We start from the raw sequence: 17,377 nt of genomic DNA, 5'->3' as shown, positions 1-17,377 counted from the left end.
GGGCCTGTCGCACACAGAGCGTGCCGGGGCAGTAACGTAACTCCCCATGGGCACCTATGGATGGATCAGCCTCACCACCGATTACGGCACCTTCGACGGTTTCGCCGCCGCCTGCCACGGGGTGATCGCGCGGTTCGCTCCCGCCGTACGTGTCATCGACGTCACCCACCACGTGCCGCCGGCCGACGTGGCCCGCGGAGCGGCGGTGCTGGCGCAGACGGCGTCGCACCTGCCGCCATCCGTCCACGTCGCCGTGGTCGACCCGGGAGTAGGCACCGAGCGTCGCGGCATCGCCGTCGGCACCCCGAACGGCCTGCTCGTCGGCCCGGACAACGGCCTGCTGGTCTGGGCGGCGGAGGCCCTGGGCGGCCTCGACACCGTGGTGGAACTGACCAATGCGGACTGGTTCCTCGGCGACGTCTCGCGCACCTTCCACGGCCGCGACATCTTCTCCCCGGTGGCCGCGCGTCTCGCGCTCGGCGCACCGCTGGCCGACGCCGGAACGCCGGTCGACCCCAAGTCGGTGGTGCGCCTGCCCGACCCCATCGTCGCCCTCGGCGACGGCTGGATCGAGGCCGAGGTCGTCACGGTCGACCGCTTCGGCAACGTGCAGCTCGCGGCCGGCGGCGCGATGCTCACCGGTCTCGGTCCCGACCTCGTCGTCGGCGGGGTCAAGGCCAGGCGCGCCCAGACGTTCGGGGACGCGGGCAAGGGCGAGCTCATCGTGTACGAGGACTCCGCCGGCCGGGTAGCGATCGCGGTCAACGGCGGCCGCGCGGTCGTGGTCCTGTCGGTCCGTCCCGGCGACGTGCTGCGGGTAGCGGAACGCTGATCCCATCGGTGTCCTGGGGCAGGATGGGAAGCATGCCCGAGGGTGACACCGTCTGGAACACCGCCCGCGTCCTGGAACGCGCGCTGACCGGCGACGTCCTCACCGGATCGGACTTCCGGGTGCCTCGGCTGGCGGCCACCGACCTGACCGGCTGGACGGTCACGGAATCGGCCAGCCGCGGCAAGCATCTGCTGCTCCGGCTCACCCGCGACGACCGCGCCATGACGCTGCACTCACACCTGCGCATGGACGGCGCGTGGCGCGCGTACGCCCCGGGCGAGCGCTGGACCGGCCGACCGGCTCATCTCATCCGCGTGGTGTTGCGGACGAAGCGCTCCGCCGCGGTCGGTTACCACCTCCACGAGGTCACGCTCGTACCGACCGCGCAGGAAGACACCCTCGTGGGTCACCTCGGCCCTGACCTGCTGGGCGCGGACTGGGACCCGGCCGAGGCGGTGCGCCGCATCGCCGCGAAGCCGCAGGCCAGCATCGCGGAGGCGCTCCTCGACCAGCGCAACCTCGCCGGAGTGGGCAACCTCTACAAGGCGGAGACCCTGTTCCTGCGCGGCCTGTGGCCGTGGACCCCCGTCGCCGACGTCCCGGACCTGACCGCGACGGTCACCCTCGCCCAGAAGCTCGTGGCGTCGAACCGCGGCCGCTGGACGCAGACGACGACGGGCTCACTACACAAAGGCCAGACCAGCTATGTGTACGGCCGCAGGGCGCAGCCGTGCCGCCGCTGCGGCACGGCTATCCAGAAGGCGGAACAGGACGACCGGGTGACCTACTGGTGCCCCCGCTGCCAGCCGAAGCCCTGACAGCACCCGAGCCGCCGCGGGCTCCGGCCCGGACGCCCGGGCGGACATGCCGGCCGCCGTGTGCGGCCGGGCCGGCGGCGTCCCGGGCGGGCGGTCAGGCGGCGGGGGCGGAGGGGCGCTTCAGCTCCGAGAGGCCCTCGGCGAGGCCGCGTAGCCGGTCGGTCGCGTCGATCAGGCTGGTCAGGGCCGGGTGCTGCCCAGTGACCGGGTGACCGTCCTCGGCGACGTAGCTCGCCGCCGCCGCGACCAGCCGTTCGTAGGCGGTCACGCCCTCAGTGAACTGGTTCGCCAGGCTTTCGTGGGACTGTTCCAGGGCCGCGCGGCCGTCTTCCGAGGTCAGCGGGAACGCTCGTTCGACGCTGGCCACGCGCTGACCGAGGTCGCGGAGCCACTGCTCGGCCACGGCCGCCTCCAGCGCCGCGCCCTCGCCCGGGCCGGTCAGGCGGCCGGTGAGGCCGGTGAGCGCGGTGGACGCGCGATCCAGGCGGTCCCAGGCCTGTGCCACGGCGGAACCTCGGACGGCGTAACGGTTGCGGTGACGGCGTACTTCCTGGAGCACCTGACGGCCCGCCGGGAAGCGTTCCACCGCGGCGACCAGACGCTGGCCCGGCAGGGCAGGCGGAGGGGCCGGCGGCGCCGGGGTCGCCGCGAGCTGCCGGTGGTCACTCCAGCGCCACCAGGCGAGGGCCACGGAGGCCCCGGCGGACGCGGCCCAGGCGGCATCCGCGACCCCGATCCCCGCGTACGGGGTGAGCACCGCGGTGGCGGCGGTCAGACCACCTCCGATGACGCTCCACCGCCGCGTCGCACCGCGCAGGCGCTTGAGCCGCCGGAAGTATCTGGTCCTCTCGTCCACCGTCCGCTCCCCTCTCCGCTCCTCCGGCCGGACTTGCGACCGGCCGGTCTTCGGTGTCCCGTCCTCGACGGCCCCGACCGGGCCGCCGCGGACCGGGTCGAGCCCCGGCCTAGCTGAGCGATCCCGTCCGGCCCGCCGAACTGACCAACCGCTCCTCGGCCCGGCCGAACTGAGCGCCCGCGGGCCGGGTCGGTGCGGGGGTCAACCCCGCGGCGCTCAACCCGCGGCCGTCGTGTCTCCGCGCTTGTTCATGCTGGCCCGGATCTCGTCCAGGCGGGCGACGCCGGCCGGGTCCGCCGCCGGGGCCTTCTCCACCGCCGGCTGGGCCGGGGTGCCGCCGAGCTTCTCGCCCGCCATGCTGGCCCGGATCTGCTCGAGGCGCGACGAGCCGGCCAGGTCGAGGCTCGACTTCTGCACCTCGAGCATGCGTCCCTCGACCGAGTTGGAGGCGAGTTCGGCGCGGCCCATGGCGTTGGCGTAGCGCTGCTCGATCTTGTCGCGGACCTCGTCCAGGGACGGGGTGTTGCCCGGCGCGGCCAGCGAGGACATCGACTCGAGCGACTTCGCGACGGTTTCCTGCATCTTGGCCTGCTCGAGCTGGCTGAGCAGGCGGGAACGCTCGGCGATGCGCTGCTGGAGCACCATCGCGTTGTTCTCGACCGCCTTGCGGGCCTGACCGGCCGCGCCGAGCGCCTGGTCGTGCAGGGTCTTCAGGTCTTCCATCGACTGCTCGCCGGAGACGAGCTGGGTGGCGAGCGTCTGCGCCGTCGACTCGTACTTCTGGGCCTCGGCCTCGTCGCCGGCGGCGCGGGCGCGGTCGGCCAGGACCAGCGCCTGGCGGGCCATGCCCTGCAGCTTCTCGACCTCGGACATCTGCCGCGACAGCTTCATCTCGAGCTGACGCTGGTTGCCGATCACGGCCGCGGCCTGCTGCACGAGCGCCTGGTGCTGCCGCTGGGCATCCTCGATGGCCTGCTGGATCTGCACCTTGGGATCGGCGTACTCGTCGATCTTCGCGCCGAAGAGCGCCATCACGTAATGCCAGCCCTTGACGAACGGGTTCGCCATATCCGCGGTATCCCCTCAATGTCGCTGCATCGGACGCGCCACCGACGCGGGCCCGAGGGGTCTTCACGATGGCGCGGGCTCCATCGTGTCAGCTCTTCGCCACCGGCGTCACGTGACCTCGGGGGGATCTCAGGGTGTTCCAGGGGGATCCCCCACGTTCGAGGCTACGCGCCGATCGACGTTCCGGCGACGCCGTGGCGCCGCCGGTTGATCACGGTTCGCCACGGCGAGAATCGCCGGCGGGGCTGCCCGGCAATCCCGGAAAGCAAGGGCCGGACCGGCAGAAACGTGGATCGGGATAGGCGAGGTCTCAGGCGATCAGGCCGCGCACACCACGTCGCGCTCGCGCTTGCGGCGGGTGCGGAGCGTGGCCTTGAGCGGGTTGTCCTGGCGGACGGAGACCGAGACGCCGCCGCCGGTCGTGACCTGGCGCACCGGCGCCGCTTCCTTGGCCTGCTGCTTCACCCTCGTGCCGGCCGCGACGGTCTGCGCAGCCTGCGCTGAGGCGGCGGCCTGGGTATCCGGAGCGGCGGTGGAACCGGCCGTCTGGGCCGGTGTGTGCTCCACCGGCACGAGCACGCCCGACATGCCCTCCGCGAGCGCGAGTGTGCCGCTCACCTCGCCGAGCACCTCGGAGAGGCGGGCGCCGAGGGCCTCGCAGATGGCGGCCAGCAGCTCGCTGGAAGCTTCCTTCTGGCCGCGTTCGATCTCGGAGAGGTATCCGAGGCTCACGTTGGCGGCGGTCGACACCTCACGCAGCGTGCGGTGCTGTCCCTGCCTGCGCGCCCGAAGTGCGTCACCGATTACCCGGCGTAGCAGGACCATGGCACCTCCTCCTGCGGCGGGGCCACCGGCAGCCGCCGGAGGCTTCCCGCAACCGTACCCGGTGCGCGCGACGCCGACATCCCGCCCCGCCGAATTCCGGGACGGGTGGGCACTCCCGGGACGCGCGCGGGACTCTTGAGACGATCATGACGAATACGTGACGGCATGGTCAGGCCGGGGTCGCCGCCTCGGAATCCCGGAGTTCCTCGACGAGGAGCGTGAGGGCGGAGGTCATCGTCTCGCGCCGGATGTCGGCCCTCGAGCCGTCGAGCTTGAGCTCCTGGACCTGCGTCCGGACCGGCCCCGCCACCGCCACGAACACCAGGCCGACGGGCTTGCCGTCCTGCGGTTCGGGCCCCGCCACGCCGGTGGTGGCCAGCCCCCAGTCGGCGCCGCAGCGGCCCCGGACGCCCTCGGCCATCGCTTGCGCCACGTCCGGGTCCACCGGGCCGCGGTCGGCCAGCAGATCCTCGGGTACGCCCGCCAGCGCATGCTTGAGATCTGTCGCATACACGACCACGCCGCCCCGGAACACCGCGCTGACCCCGGGGATCTCGACGACGGTGGCCGCCAGCAGCCCGCCGGTCAGCGATTCCGCCACCGCCAGCGTCTGACGGCGATCCACGAGAGCGTGTACGACCGCCGCCGCGGCTACTCCGGTGTCCATGTCCCCCCACTCGATCCGGCGGGCCTGCGCCGAGACCCCGTCGTACCCCCCGGAGGCCCGGGTTAGTCCCCCGGCCGGGAGAGCGCCTCCCGGCGGATCCGTAACGCCTGCAGGACGTAGTCCGCGCCGGTGACCATGGTGATCAGCAGGGCCGCCACCATCAGCCAGGTCCCCACCGCGTCGAAGGGCGCCGGCACCGGCCAGAGCAGCCAGGCGATGGCCAGGATCTGCAGGGCGGTCTTGAGCTTGCCGCCGCGGCTGGCCGGGATGATGCCGTAGCGGATCACCCAGAACCGCAGCGCGGTGACGCCCCACTCACGGAGCAGGATCAGCCCCGTCACCCACCACGACAGCCGGTCGTACGCCGACAGCAGGATCAGCGCGCTGCCGGTCAGGGCCTTGTCGGCGATCGGGTCCGCCACCTTGCCGAACGAGGTGACTAGCTGGTAGCGGCGGGCGATCCAGCCGTCCGCGAAGTCCGTCGCCGACGCCACGCAGAAGGTCAGGCAGGCCGCGATGCGCCAGCCGGTTCCGGCCGTCTCCGAGATCGCGGTGAAGACCACGAAGACCGGGACGAGCACGATCCGGACGGCCGTCAGCATGTTCGCCGGGTTGTTGAGCGGGACGCGCCGGGGGGCGGCGACCGGCACCGGCTCCTCGGTCATGGCGCGGTCGCCACCGTCGGCAGGGAGGTGGCCGGCCGCGCCGCGGAAGCCGCGGAGATCATCTCGATGGGTACGGCGATCAGGTCGACGCCCTCGGTGCCCGTGACCCGGGCTCGGACGAGGTCGCCGGGGCGCAGCGCCGCCAGGTCGACCTGGGCGTCGCCCGCGACCAGCGTGGTCGAGCCGTCCACCTCCGGGGCCTGGTGCTCGGCGCGGCCCTCGATCTCGCCCGCCTCCACGGTGTCGACCATCACCTCGACCACCGAGCCGAGACGGTCCTCCGCGCGCTGGGCGCACAGCTCGTCGGCGAGGTCGCTGATCCGGGCGTACCGGCGCTTGAGGGTGTCCTCGCGCACCTTGCCGGAGAGACCGGCGGCCTCCGTGCCGTCCTCGTCGCTGTAGTCGAAGACGCCGATGGCGTCGAGGCGCGCCTCCGTGAGAAAGCGGACCAGCTCGTCGACGTCCTGCCGGGTCTCGCCGGGGAAGCCGACGATGAAGTTGCTGCGGGCGCCGGCCTCGGGCGCCAGGGCCCGCGCGGAGGCGAGCAGGTCGAGGAAGCGCTCGGTCGACCCGAAGCGCCGCATTCGGCGCAGCACCGGCTCGCTCGAGTGCTGGAACGACAGGTCGTAGTAGGCGGCGACCCCCGGGGTCGTGGCGATGACCTCGACCAGGCCGGGCCGGGTCTCGGCGGGCTGCAGGTAGCTCGCGCGCACCCGCACGATCCCCTCGACGGCCGCGAGCTGCGGGAGCAGCTTCTCCAGGGCCCTCGGGTCGCCGAGGTCCTTGCCGTACGACGTGCTGTTCTCGCTGACCAGCACCAGCTCACGCACGCCCGTGCCGGCCAGCCACTCCGCCTCGGCGAGAAGCTCCTGCGGGTCACGGGAGACGAACGCGCCCCGGAACGCCGGGATCGCGCAGAACGAGCACCGGCGGTCGCATCCACTGGCGAGCTTCAGGCTGGCGACCGGCCCGGTGTCGAGCCGGCGGCGCAGCACCGTGCGCAGGTGGGCGGGGGTGTGCTCGTCGACGGTGGCGTGGCCGGGCACGACCACCTTCGCGGCCTGGCGGTGCACCGGGGTCAGCGGCAGCAGCTCACGCCGGTCCCGGGGAGTGTGCGCGTCGAACTTCTCGCCTGCCAGCACGCCATCGAGCCGGGCGGCGATGTCGGTGTAGTCGTCGAAGCCCAGCACCGCCTGCGCCTCGGGCAGGCTGTCGGCCAGCTCCCGCCCGTACCGTTCGGCCATGCAGCCGGCGGCGACGACCTTGGCCCCGGTGTCCGCGGCGGCGAGCAGCGTCTCGATCGAGTCCTGCTTGGCCTTCTCGACGAAACCGCAGGTGTTGACGACCACCACGTCGGCGCCCTCGGCGTCCGTGCTGACCTGCCACCCCCCGGCGTCGAGGCGCGCGGCGAGCTCCTCGGAGTCGACTTCGTTGCGGGCGCAGCCGAGGGTGAGCAGAGCGACGCGGCGGGGCGGGGGAGTCACGGACACCCGCCAAGGTTACCGGCTGTCCCGGCCCGGTCGTCCAGGCGGAGTGGCTCGATCGTCCGGGCGGAAAGGCTCAGTCGTCCAAGCGGAGGGTGGCGAGAGTTGCTTCCAGTTCGTCCGGTTTGACGAGCACCTCGCGCGCCTTGGAGCCCTCGGAGGGTCCGACGATGCCGCGGGTCTCCATCAGGTCCATCAGGCGGCCCGCCTTGGCGAACCCGACGCGCAGCTTGCGCTGCAGCATCGAGGTCGAGCCGAACTGCGAGGTGACGACGAGCTCGATCGCCTGGAGCAGGACCTCGAGGTCCTCGCCGATCTCCTCGTCGATCTCCTTCTTCTTGTTCGCCACCGGGGCGGTGACGTCCTCGCGGAACTGCGGCTCCCGCTGGTCCTTGCAGAACTTGACGACCTGGGCGATCTCCTTCTCGTCCACCCAGGCGCCCTGGATGCGGATCGGCTTGGAGGCGCCCATCGGCAGGAAGAGGCCGTCGCCGCGGCCCAGGAGCTTCTCCGCGCCCGGCTGGTCGAGGATGACCCGCGAGTCGGCCAGCGAGCTGGTGGCGAACGCCAGCCGGGACGGGACGTTGGCCTTGATGAGGCCGGTCACCACGTCCACCGAGGGCCGCTGGGTGGCCAGGACCAGGTGGATGCCGGCGGCGCGGGCGAGCTGGGTGATGCGGACGACCGAGTCCTCCACGTCGCGCGGCGCGACCATCATCAGGTCGGCCAGCTCGTCGACGATCACCAACAGGTACGGGTACGGCTTCATGACCCGCTCGCTGCCCGGCGGCGCCGTGATCTCGCCGTTGCGGACCTTGCGGTTGAAGTCGTCGATGTGGCGTACCCCGTTGGCGGCGAGGTCGTCGTAGCGCATGTCCATCTCGCGGACGACCCACTCGAGGGCGTCGGCCGCCTTCTTCGGGTTGGTGACGATCGGCGTGACGAGGTGCGGGATGCCCTCGTACGCGGTCATCTCCACCCGCTTGGGGTCGACGAGTAGCAGCCGGACCTCGTCCGGGGTGGCCCGGGTCAGCAGCGACACCAGCAGCGAGTTCAGGCAGGAGGACTTGCCGGCGCCGGTGGCGCCCGCGATGAGGATGTGCGGCATCTTCGCCAGGTTGGCGACGACGAACCCGCCCTCGATGTCCTTGCCGAGGGCGACCAGCATCGGGTGGTGGTCGGCCGTCGCGGCGCGCGATCGCAGGACGTCGCCGAGGGAGACGTTCTCCGGATCCGTGTTGGGAATCTCGACGCCGACCGCGCTCTTGCCCGGGATCGGCGACAGGATGCGCACGTCGGGCGACTTCACCGCGTACGCGATGTTGCGCGAGAGCTGGGTGATCCGCTCGACCTTGACGCCCGAGCCGACCTCGACCTCGTAGCGGGTGACCGTCGGTCCGCGGGTGAAGCCGGTGACCTGGGCGTCGACGTTGAACTGGTCGAAGACGCCGGTGAGCGCCGCCATGATCTCGTCGTTGGCGCGGCTGCGCGTCTTCGGGGCGGCCCCCTTGCCGAGCAGGTTCGGCGGCGGCAGGCGGTAGTCTCCCGGCACCGAGGCGATCTCCAACTGCTCGGCGCGGGTAGGCAGCGGTGAGTGCTCCGGCGGATCGGGGGCGCGGCTCGCCGGAAGCTTGGCGCCGCGCGGCAGGGCGACCGTGTCGTGCAGGATCTCGTCGCCGGCCCCCTCGTCCTGCGGGCCCAGACCGATGTCGGCGAGCGACCCCTGGCGGCGGCGCGCCGGACGGCGGGTCCTGGGCTCCTCCGACGGCTCCTCCGGCTCCTCGTCGTCGAGGTCGGGCGGCTCGGGGGCCGGCATCGGCGCCCGGGCGGTCGACCGGCCGAGCAGCACGTCGGCGAGGAGCAGCAACCGCTCGGGGATCCGGTTGATCGGCGTCGCGGTGATGACGAGCAGACCGAAGACGAAGAGCAGGATCAGCAACGGTACGGCGACCCACGCGGTCACCGCACGTTCGAGCAGCGCGCCCACCCCGTACCCGAGGAGGCCTCCGGAGTTGGTGAGCTCGACGTCGTCGGCGGGGCGCTGGGCGATGTGCAGCAGGCTCGCCGAGGCGATGAGCAGGGCGCTCCAGCCGACCACGGACCGGCCCCGATGCTCCGGGTCGGCGGGCTTGCGCATGAAGCGGATGGCGCCGTACAGCAGGAGAAGCGGGAGCAGGACGCCCAGGCCGCCGAGGAACAGCCGCACCGCGTCGGCGAGCCATTCGCCGACCGGCCCGGCCGAGCCGGCCCAGACCGCGACCCCGACGAGGATGGCCAGGCCGAGCATGAGCAGGCCGGCGCCGTCGCGGCGGTGCTCCGGATCGATCTCCTTGGCGGTGGCCGCCTGCCGTCCGACGCCGCGGGCGACCCAGCCGACGCTGTGCGCCAACCCCATCCAGAGGGCGCCGGCACCGCGGCCGATGCCGCCGGCGACGGCCGCGCCGACGCTGGGACGCGCCCGGGTGGCGCTACGGGCCCGGCTTCGTGCCGGGGTCGTCTTGCGCGCCGGGGTGGACTTGCGGGCCGGGGCGGCGGCGGCCTTGCGGACGGGCTGGCGCACCGGCTGACGGGTACGCGCCGACGCGGCGCCGCCCTTGGACGCGGCACGGCCCCGGCTCGCCGGAGGAGTTCGGCCCGCCATGTCCATTACCGTAGCCTCGACGCGCCCGCGGCCCCGCGCGCCGCACCGTGACCAGATTTCGCTTTTTCCGCGGATTAAGATCAGGACATGCCCGCGTCCCTGCAGCCGTTGAGCAACGAGCTGATCATCTCGGCGTTGAACGCCCGCGACTTCGCCCACTTCCTCGACGAGGACGGCGACGTCGGCGGCAACTGGCAGGGCTGCCTGATCTACTTCTTCCGGCTCGGTAAGAACCACGAGATCTTCCAGGTCAGGTCGCTGACCCAGGTCGAGTTCAGCACCGACGACGTGCCGCAGCTCTACGCGTTCTGCAACGCCTGGAACCACGACCGGCTCTGGCCGAAGGCGTACGTGCACACCGGCGACGACGGCGTGGTGCGGGTGGTGGGCGAGGTCGGCGCCGACTTCGAGCACGGCGTGACGCCCGCGCAGCTAGACCAGGTGATGATCTGCGGCATCGCCACGGGCATCGAGCTGGCGGAGGCGGTTGCGGCGCTGAAGTAGCCAGAAGCCGGTCCACGAGGTCAGCACCAGCACCGCCACCACGATCTGGGCGACCCGCTCGTAGCCGGACGGATAGAAGATCCCGGCGACGTGGTTGTCGAGGAAGCCGCCCTCGAGCGGTGGCTCGCCGAGGCGCTCCCGGGCCCGGTCCTCGAGCCAGGTGAGCGGGCAGTAGAGGTTCGTCAGGACGATGATCAGCAGCCAGAGCGCGGCGGCGACCTGGGTCCAGATCAGCCGGGGCCAGCGCCAGGCGAGGAAGCCGCCGAGGACACCGAACGCCAGGAACGCGTAGTGCGCGCTCACAGCGGCCACGATCAGGAGCGAATACCCCACGCTTGCACGCTATAAGAAACAGTGCTGCCCGCGCAGGACGGAGGATGGCCTACGCGGGCAGCACGTCTGGGGAAGGGCTCAGCCGTGCAGGCCCACCAGGCCCCGGCCGCGGTTCTGCCCGTTGCCGTTGCCCCTGCCGTTGCCGTTGCCCGGCTGGTCGTCGGCCTGCTCGTCGCCGTTCTCGCCCTGCTCGCCGCCGCCCTGCTCGCCGCCGCCCTGCTGACCGCCGCCCTGCTGGTCACCGCCGCCGGCGCCGCCGGTGGTGAGCAGCGTCAGGTTGTTGCGCTCCAGGATCTCGTCGAGCGGCTGGAAGAACGTCTCGCCGCCGACCGTGCAGTCGCCGGACCCGCCCGAGGTGACACCCTGCGCCTGGTCGCCCGACAGCCACGGGCCGCCGGAGTCGCCGCCCTCGGCGCAGACGTCCGTACGGGTGAGACCGGTGACGGCGCCCTCCGGGTAGTTGACCGTCTGGTTCTTGGCCAGGATCGTCCCGCAGAACGTGCCGGTGGTGGAGCCGGAGCGGCAGACGGCCGCGCCGACGGGCGCCTCGGTGGAGCCGCCGACCGGCAGCGCGTTGCCGTCGAAGTCGTCCACGAACGGCTGGAGCTGCACGTCGGCGTTGGTCTGCACGAAACCGAGGTCGGCGTTACCTGGGAAGACCGAGTCGGCGACCTCGCCCTGCGGCAGGCCCTCGAGGTCGGTGGTCTGCGTGCCCTCGGCGCCGCAGTGCCCGGCGGTGACGAAGCCGCCCTGGACCGCGAAGCCGATCGAGCAGCGCGCCTGGCCGATGAAGTAGGCCTGGGCACCGATCACGTCGGCCAGCGGCTTCGGCGCCGCCTTGACCGTGGCGACCCGCACCGCGGAGGCCGGGATGCCCGCCTCCTCGGCGAGCGCCCAGGCCCGGTCGGCGTCGCCGCGCAGCGCCTGCAGCACGACCTGGTTCGCCGCCACGTCCACGTACCAGCCGGGGAGGGCGCGGTCGGACTTCGACGCGGTCTCGTCCAGCGCCCGCTTGGCGGCGTCGAGCTGCGCCACGCTGCGCTTCACCAGCTTGGGCTGGGCGCCGGCGGCGCGGACCTCGTCGGCCAGGCCGGCGTCGGTGATCGCGATGTTCAGCGTGGTGCCGTCCTTGCCCAGCCAGGCACCGCCGTACGAGTCACCGGAGGCGCCACGCAGCTGGGCGCTCACGCCGCTGGCCCACTTCGCCCGCTGCACCCGGGCGGTGGCCTCGTCGGCGCTGAGGCCGAGGTCGCGCTTCATCGCGGCGAGCAACTGGGGCGCCACCTGGTCCGCGGATTGCGCGGTGGCGCGCCGCGTCGGTTCCGTACCGGCCATCGACGGCAGGGTGAAAGCCACCGCCGCTCCCGCCGCCGTCACCGTCGCCGCGATTGCCACGACCGTTCTGCGCTGCATTCGGTACTCCCCTCGCATCGCGGTGCCGTGGGGGCGGCACCGTGCCCATCGATACGAAAGAGAGACCTGAACGGTTCAATGAGATTGTCAGACCTCGACGACGGTCGGGACGATCATCGGGCGACGGCGGTACGCGTCGTTGACCCAGCGGCCGACCGTACGGCGGACGACCTGCTGCAACTGGTGGGTGTCGGTGATGCCCTCCTCGGCCGAGCGGTCCAGCGCGGCGGTGAGCAAGGGCAGCACCGGGCTGAACGCCTCCGGGTCTTCGGAGAAGCCCTTGGCCATGACGCTGGGCTCGCCGACGACCTTGCCGGTGACCGAGTCGATCACCACGGTGGCGGAGATGAAGCCACCGTCGCCGAGGATGCGGCGCTCGGTCAGCAGGGACTCGCTCACGTCGCCGACGGCGAGGCCGTCCACGTACACGTAGCGGCTCTTGACCCGGCCGACGTGCCGGGCGTGCCCCTCGACCAGGTCGACGACGTCGCCGTCCTCACAGAGCACCACCCGGTCGGGCGCCACTCCGGACTCGATGCCGAGCCGCGCGTGGGCGCGCAGGTGGCGCCACTCGCCGTGCACCGGCATCAGGTTGCTCGGGCGTACGACGTTGAGCAGGTAGAGCAGCTCCCCCGCCGGGGCGTGCCCGGAGACGTGCACCTTGGCGGTGTCCTTGTGCACCACGGTGGCGCCCGCGCGGGCGAGCTGGTTGATGACCCGGTAGACCGAGGTCTCGTTCCCGGGGACCAGCGAGCTGGCCAGCACCACGGTGTCGCCGGGCGCGATGGTGATGTGCCGGTGGTCGCCGGTCGACATGCGGCCCAGCGCGCTCATCGGCTCGCCCTGCGAACCCGTCGACATGAAGACGATCTCGTCCGGCGGCAGGTTCGTCGCCTCGTCCAGGCCGACCAGCAGTCCCTCGGGGATCCGCAGCAGGCCGAGGTCGCGGGCGATGCCCATGTTGCGGACCATCGAGCGGCCGATCAGGGCCACCTTGCGGTCGTACTCGTAGGCGGCGTCCATGACCTGCTGCACGCGGTGCACGTGCGAGGCGAAGCTCGCCACGATGACCCGCCCGCGGGCCTTGCCGAAGATCGAGTTGAGGACCGGGCCGATGTCGCGCTCGGGCGTGACGAAGCCGGGGATCTCCGCGTTGGTGGAGTCGGACAGCAGCAGGTCGACGCCCTCGGCGCCGAGCCGCGCGAACCCCGCCAGGTCGGTGATCCGGCCGTCGAGCGGCACCTGGTCCATCTTGAAGTCGCCGGTGTGCAGGATCAGGCCGGCCGGCGTCCGCACGGCCACGGCCAGCGCGTCCGGGATGGAGTGGTTGACCGCGAAGAACTCACACTCGAACGGTCCGAGCCGTTCCTTGCCACCCTCGCGGACGGTCAGCGTGTACGGGTCCAGCCGGCGCTCGGCCAGCTTCGCCTCGACGAGCGCGAGCGTGAACTCGGACCCGACCAGCGGGATGTCCGGCTTGTGCGCGAGCAGGTAGGGCACCGCGCCGATGTGGTCCTCGTGCCCGTGGGTGAGCACGATGGCCTGCACGTCGTCGAGCCGGTCCAGGATCGGGGCGAAGTCGGGCAGGATCAGGTCGACACCCGGCTGCTCCACGTCCGGGAACAGCACACCGCAGTCGATGATCAGCAGCTTGCCGTCGTACTCGAAGACCGTCATGTTGCGGCCGATGGCGCCGAGACCACCGAGCGGTATGACGCGCAGGGCGCCCTCCGGAAGCGGCGGGGGCGGATCCAGCTCAGCGTGCGCTTGACTCATGGGTGTCTTTCCGGTTGTCAGAGGTCCACGCCGGCCGCCGTGGCGTCCTGGCGTAGCTGGTTCAGTTCCGCGTCGGTGGCCTCGACCAGCGGCGGTCGCACCGGGCCGGCGGGAAGGCCCTGGGCCCGCAGGCCGGCCTTCACGAGAATGGTGCCCTGGGTGCGGAAGATCCCGGTGAGCATCGGCAGCAGTTGCCGGTGCAGGGCGAGTGCGCCGGCGACGTCGCCGCGCTCGTACGCCTCGATCATGTCCTTGAGCCGCGCCCCGACGAAGTGGGTGGAGGTGCCGACGACACCGACCGCACCGATCGCGAGCCACGGAAGAACGCCCGCGTCGTCACCGCCGTAGTACGCGAGGTCGGTCCGCCGTAGCACGTCGGAAGTGGCGACGATGTCGCCCTTGGCGTCCTTCACGGCGACGATGCGAGGGTGCTCGGCGAGCCGGACCATCGTCTCGGTCTCGATCGGCACCCCGGTGCGGTGCGGGACGTCGTAGGCCATCACGGGCAGCCCGGTGGCGTCGGCGACGCCGAGGAAGTGCTTCAGCACCCCGGCCTGCGGCGGCTTGTTGTAATACGGGGTCACGACCAGCAGACCGTGGGCGCCGGCCTTCTCGGCGGCGCGGGCCAGCTCGACCGTGTGGGCGGTGTTGTTGGTGCCGACGCCCGCGATGATCCGCACCCGGTCGCCGACCGCCTCGGCGACGGCCCGGATGAGCGTCTCCTTCTCGGCGTCGGTGGTCGTGGGCGACTCGCCGGTGGTGCCGCTGAGGATGAGGGAGTCGTGACGCTGCTCGTCGACCAGGTGGGTGGCGAGAGCGGCGGCGCCTTCGGTGTCGAGCGAGCCGTCGGCGGAGAAGGGGGTCACCATGGCCGTGATCAACCGGCCGAAAGGCCGCGCGGGGTCGGGCGTCATACCGAACAACTTATCGGACGGCGCTTCGCGGCGCCCTCGGGCTTCGGTTCGCCGTGGCGGCCGGTGACCGGCTCCGCGGTCGTCGTCGGCGGGGCCGGCCGGTCAGACGTAGAAGGCGGTGAACGGCGCCCAGGGCAGGTTGCGCAGGAGGCTCCAGACGCCCCACACGGCGATGAAGGCCCCGATGACGCCCGGCGACAGCCTGAGCTGCGGGAGCCGCCAGTCGAAGAGCCGTTGGCCGGCCCAGGCCACGTACATGTACAGCAGGAACGGGACGACGAAGACGAAGAGCGCGTGGTGACGGGCCGCCGCCGGGATGTCGCCGTGGAACAGGAACCAGGCCGCGCGGGTGCCGCCGCAGCCGGGGCAGATGAACCCGGTCGCATACTTCAGCAGGCAGCTCGGCGCCGCACCGGCATTCGCCTCGGTGGGATGGGTGGCGAAGGTGTAGCCGACCGCGCCCGCCATGCAGACCAGCATGGCGGTGGGGGCGACCCACAGCGGCGACGAGCGCCACTTGCGCTGGAGGAAACGGGAGAGGCGATCCTGCTGCGGCTCCTGGTAGGCGGGATGACCCACCCACGGCTGCGTGCCCTGCTGCGGGACCGGGTGCGACGCGTCCGGCTGCCAGGGAGCCACCGGCTCGGTCGCGCTGCTCATGGCCGCCACGGTACACCGGTCAGGACACCGGCCGCCGCCCCCGCGAAGGCCGCCGATCTCACAAACCCTCCGGCTTCAGGGCATCGGTCAGCGCCCCCGCGAGATCCCCCCGCTCCGGCGCCGCGATCGTCTCCAGCCCCAGCCACGCGGCCAGCCGGCGCAGCTCCACCGCCAGAGCCTCCGCCGTCTCGTCCGGGTCGGCGGACGGCTCGAGCCACGCCGCCGGCACCCGCAGAACCCCCGCCTTCCGGTCGGCCTTCAGGTCGACGCGGGCCGCGAACCGGTCGCCGAGCAGGAACGGCAGCACGTAGTAGCCGTAGAGCCGCTGCGCCGCGGGCACGTAGATCTCGATGCGGTAGTTCATGGCGAACAGGCGCTCGGTGCGCCCCCGCTCCCAGACCAGCGGGTCGAAGGGGCTCACCAGCGTCGCCGCGCGTACGCGGCGGGGCAGCTTGGCCTCATGGTGCAGATAGGCCGGGTGCCGCCAGCCCTGGACCGTCACCGGCAGCAGGACCTTGTCCTCCACCAGCTCGGCCAGCGCCTGCTTGAAGCCGGCGACCGGCAGCCGGAAGTAGTCGCGCAGCTCCGGCTCCGCGGCCACGCCGAGCGACCGCGCCGACAACTGCACGAGGGCGCGGAACGCGTCCTGCGGCGCCGGGGTGGCGGTCTGAAGGACGTGGCGGGGCAGCACGCGCTCGGTGATGTCGTAGCGGCGGGCGAACGAGGTCGTGCGCTCGGCGGCGGTCACCTGGCCGGTGTAGAAGAGCCATTCGAGGGCCTGCTTGACGGCCGACCAGTTCCAGCCCCAGTGCTCCTTGCTGCGGGGCACGTCGTGCTCGATCTGCGCGGCGGTGACCGGGCCCCGGTCACGGACCTCGCGCAGGACCCGGTCGACGAGCTCCGGCTGCTGCGTGGCGATGCGGACCATCCCGCCCCAGGCATATTCCTCCGCCCGCTCCATGCGCCACCGGAACAGCGGCTGCAGATCGACCCTGATCAGCGACGCCTCATGACCCCAGAACTCGAAGAGCTCCCGCGGATTGCGGTAGGCGGCCCGCTCCAGCAGACCCGGATCGTACGGCCCCAGGCGGCTGTAGAGCGGCATGAAGTGTGCCCGCTGCAGCACGTTGACCGAATCCATCTGGATGAGATGCAGCCGGCGCAGCACCCGCCGCAGATGCCGCAGATCGGCGGCACCGCCGGGCGCGGGGTCGGTGAAGCCCTGCGCGGCCAGCGCGACGCGGCGGGCCTGCGCGGCGGAGAGACTCTCGGGAATGGCCATCGCCGAGGACGCTAACCCAGGGGTACGACATGAACGGGCGGGGAAGGCGCTCCGCCACGCCTCTGTAGGCTGCCGGGCATGGCACTCGGCTTCGTCCGTCCGGCCCGTCCCGAGGACGCCGGCGAGATCGCCCGCATTCAGCTTTCCACGTGGCGTACCGCGTACCGGAGGATGTTCCCGGCCCACGTGCTGGCGAACCTCGACGAGGGCTACCTGGCCCGCGGCTGGGCCGAGGCGATCGAGGCGGCGCCGTCGCCGCGGCATCGGGTGCTGATCGCCGTGGAGCAGAGCGAGGCGGCCCAGAGCGTGGTCGGTTTCGCGGCCGCCGGGCCGGCCGACGAGCAGGCGCTGGCGCCCGAGGAGCCGCCGCTGGCGCCGGACGTCGCGGCGGTGACCGACCTGCTCATCGAGCCGCGCTGGGGCCGGCGCGGGCACGGCAGCCGGCTGCTCGCGGCCACCGTGGACCTGTGGCGCGAGGACGGCTTCGCGTCCGCGGTCGCCTGGGCCTACGACGCCGACGCGGCGATGCAGAAGTTCCTGACCTCGACCGGATGGGAGCCCGACGGCGCGACGCGCGCCCTGGACGTCGACGACATGCTGGTCAACCAGCTCCGGATGCACGTTTCGCTGCAGACCTGA

Annotated in this window: 17 protein-coding genes; 4 read left to right on the top strand and 13 right to left on the bottom strand. The window is 72.3% G+C overall.

Annotation, left to right across the window (positions count from 1 at the left end; genetic code table 11):
• Positions 1-46 precede the first annotated feature (46 nt).
• A complete protein-coding gene (locus tag EDD30_RS27315) occupies positions 47-832 on the top strand; it encodes an SAM hydrolase/SAM-dependent halogenase family protein (RefSeq protein WP_071803766.1) in 786 nt (261 codons plus the stop codon).
• 32 nt (positions 833-864) lie between these two features.
• Positions 865-1,650 carry a DNA-formamidopyrimidine glycosylase family protein gene (locus tag EDD30_RS27310; RefSeq protein WP_071803767.1) on the top strand — a complete coding sequence of 262 codons (786 nt, stop codon included), beginning with the start codon at positions 865-867 and terminating at the stop codon, positions 1,648-1,650.
• 94 nt (positions 1,651-1,744) lie between these two features.
• On the opposite strand, the gene pspM is transcribed toward EDD30_RS27310, so the two are convergent.
• The 7 genes from pspM to EDD30_RS27275 all read right to left on the bottom strand — a co-directional run bounded on the left by pspM (position 1,745) and on the right by EDD30_RS27275 (position 9,856).
• Positions 1,745-2,506, bottom strand: coding sequence for a phage shock envelope stress response protein PspM (pspM, locus tag EDD30_RS27305; RefSeq protein ID WP_071803769.1), 762 nt, complete (start codon positions 2,504-2,506; stop codon positions 1,745-1,747).
• A 216-nt stretch (positions 2,507-2,722) separates the two neighbouring features.
• Positions 2,723-3,574, bottom strand: a complete 852-nt coding sequence (locus EDD30_RS27300) for a PspA/IM30 family protein (RefSeq protein ID WP_071803771.1) — start codon at positions 3,572-3,574, stop codon at positions 2,723-2,725.
• A gap of 318 nt (positions 3,575-3,892) precedes the next feature.
• Entirely contained in the window at positions 3,893-4,399 is a 507-nt protein-coding gene (locus EDD30_RS27295) for a helix-turn-helix domain-containing protein (protein WP_071803773.1), read from the bottom strand.
• Positions 4,400-4,568: 169 nt separating this feature from the next.
• On the bottom strand, positions 4,569-5,066 hold the full coding sequence (locus tag EDD30_RS27290) for a CinA family protein (RefSeq protein ID WP_071803774.1): 498 nt from the start codon (positions 5,064-5,066) through the stop codon (positions 4,569-4,571).
• 62 nt (positions 5,067-5,128) lie between these two features.
• Positions 5,129-5,731 carry a CDP-diacylglycerol--glycerol-3-phosphate 3-phosphatidyltransferase gene (pgsA, locus tag EDD30_RS27285; protein ID WP_071803775.1) on the bottom strand — a complete coding sequence of 201 codons (603 nt, stop codon included), beginning with the start codon at positions 5,729-5,731 and terminating at the stop codon, positions 5,129-5,131.
• Positions 5,728-7,221 carry a 30S ribosomal protein S12 methylthiotransferase RimO gene (gene rimO / locus EDD30_RS27280; RefSeq protein WP_071803776.1) on the bottom strand — a complete coding sequence of 498 codons (1,494 nt, stop codon included), beginning with the start codon at positions 7,219-7,221 and terminating at the stop codon, positions 5,728-5,730. The genes pgsA and rimO overlap by 4 nt, the downstream gene beginning before the upstream one ends.
• Before the next feature lie 70 nt (positions 7,222-7,291).
• Positions 7,292-9,856, bottom strand: a complete 2,565-nt coding sequence (locus EDD30_RS27275; protein WP_071803786.1) for an FtsK/SpoIIIE family DNA translocase — start codon at positions 9,854-9,856, stop codon at positions 7,292-7,294.
• Between the two features lie 87 nt (positions 9,857-9,943).
• Between EDD30_RS27275 and EDD30_RS27270 the strand changes: the two genes are divergently transcribed.
• Positions 9,944-10,360, top strand: a complete 417-nt coding sequence (locus tag EDD30_RS27270) for a type III secretion system chaperone family protein (RefSeq protein ID WP_071803777.1) — start codon at positions 9,944-9,946, stop codon at positions 10,358-10,360.
• Here the strand turns inward: EDD30_RS27270 and EDD30_RS27265 are convergent.
• From EDD30_RS27265 to EDD30_RS27240, 6 genes are all read right to left on the bottom strand, one after another.
• Positions 10,289-10,693: a DUF2784 domain-containing protein gene (locus EDD30_RS27265; RefSeq protein WP_071803778.1), complete on the bottom strand. Its 405-nt coding sequence runs from the start codon at positions 10,691-10,693 to the stop codon at positions 10,289-10,291. The genes EDD30_RS27270 and EDD30_RS27265 overlap by 72 nt on opposite strands.
• A gap of 78 nt (positions 10,694-10,771) precedes the next feature.
• Positions 10,772-12,106, bottom strand: coding sequence for a S1 family peptidase (locus EDD30_RS27260; RefSeq protein ID WP_084556183.1), 1,335 nt, complete (start codon positions 12,104-12,106; stop codon positions 10,772-10,774).
• Between the two features lie 87 nt (positions 12,107-12,193).
• A complete protein-coding gene (locus EDD30_RS27255) occupies positions 12,194-13,882 on the bottom strand; it encodes a ribonuclease J (RefSeq protein WP_071803779.1) in 1,689 nt (562 codons plus the stop codon).
• 17 nt (positions 13,883-13,899) lie between these two features.
• Positions 13,900-14,796: a 4-hydroxy-tetrahydrodipicolinate synthase gene (gene dapA / locus EDD30_RS27250; protein ID WP_071803780.1), complete on the bottom strand. Its 897-nt coding sequence runs from the start codon at positions 14,794-14,796 to the stop codon at positions 13,900-13,902.
• A 102-nt stretch (positions 14,797-14,898) separates the two neighbouring features.
• Positions 14,899-15,456, bottom strand: coding sequence for a DUF2752 domain-containing protein (locus tag EDD30_RS27245; RefSeq protein ID WP_071803787.1), 558 nt, complete (start codon positions 15,454-15,456; stop codon positions 14,899-14,901).
• Between the two features lie 58 nt (positions 15,457-15,514).
• Positions 15,515-16,738: a winged helix-turn-helix domain-containing protein gene (locus EDD30_RS27240; protein ID WP_071803781.1), complete on the bottom strand. Its 1,224-nt coding sequence runs from the start codon at positions 16,736-16,738 to the stop codon at positions 15,515-15,517.
• Positions 16,739-16,816: 78 nt separating this feature from the next.
• Here EDD30_RS27240 and EDD30_RS27235 point away from each other — a divergent pair, with 78 nt between their 5' ends.
• Positions 16,817-17,377 (top strand): GNAT family N-acetyltransferase, encoded by a 561-nt coding sequence (locus tag EDD30_RS27235; protein ID WP_071803782.1) that lies wholly within the window; start codon positions 16,817-16,819, stop codon positions 17,375-17,377.

Origin of the sequence: Couchioplanes caeruleus (assembly GCF_003751945.1) — a bacterium.
GTDB classification, from domain to species: Bacteria; Actinomycetota; Actinomycetes; order Mycobacteriales; family Micromonosporaceae; genus Actinoplanes; species Actinoplanes caeruleus.
The sequence above is the reverse complement of the archived record's forward strand: the minus strand, read 5'-3'. Positions and strand labels throughout refer to the sequence as shown.

Coding starts and splice junctions, on each gene's coding strand:
- EDD30_RS27315 (WP_071803766.1), top strand. CDS start 47: ATGGGCACCTATGGATGGATCAGCCTCACCACCGATTACGGCACCTTC.
- EDD30_RS27310 (WP_071803767.1), top strand. CDS start 865: ATGCCCGAGGGTGACACCGTCTGGAACACCGCCCGCGTCCTGGAACGC.
- EDD30_RS27300 (WP_071803771.1), bottom strand. CDS start 3,574: ATGGCGAACCCGTTCGTCAAGGGCTGGCATTACGTGATGGCGCTCTTC.
- EDD30_RS27295 (WP_071803773.1), bottom strand. CDS start 4,399: ATGGTCCTGCTACGCCGGGTAATCGGTGACGCACTTCGGGCGCGCAGG.
- EDD30_RS27290 (WP_071803774.1), bottom strand. CDS start 5,066: ATGGACACCGGAGTAGCCGCGGCGGCGGTCGTACACGCTCTCGTGGAT.
- pgsA (WP_071803775.1), bottom strand. CDS start 5,731: ATGACCGAGGAGCCGGTGCCGGTCGCCGCCCCCCGGCGCGTCCCGCTC.
- EDD30_RS27275 (WP_071803786.1), bottom strand. CDS start 9,856: ATGGCGGGCCGAACTCCTCCGGCGAGCCGGGGCCGTGCCGCGTCCAAG.
- EDD30_RS27270 (WP_071803777.1), top strand. CDS start 9,944: ATGCCCGCGTCCCTGCAGCCGTTGAGCAACGAGCTGATCATCTCGGCG.
- EDD30_RS27260 (WP_084556183.1), bottom strand. CDS start 12,106: ATGCAGCGCAGAACGGTCGTGGCAATCGCGGCGACGGTGACGGCGGCG.
- EDD30_RS27255 (WP_071803779.1), bottom strand. CDS start 13,882: ATGAGTCAAGCGCACGCTGAGCTGGATCCGCCCCCGCCGCTTCCGGAG.
- dapA (WP_071803780.1), bottom strand. CDS start 14,796: ATGACGCCCGACCCCGCGCGGCCTTTCGGCCGGTTGATCACGGCCATG.
- EDD30_RS27245 (WP_071803787.1), bottom strand. CDS start 15,456: ATGAGCAGCGCGACCGAGCCGGTGGCTCCCTGGCAGCCGGACGCGTCG.
- EDD30_RS27240 (WP_071803781.1), bottom strand. CDS start 16,738: ATGGCCATTCCCGAGAGTCTCTCCGCCGCGCAGGCCCGCCGCGTCGCG.
- EDD30_RS27235 (WP_071803782.1), top strand. CDS start 16,817: ATGGCACTCGGCTTCGTCCGTCCGGCCCGTCCCGAGGACGCCGGCGAG.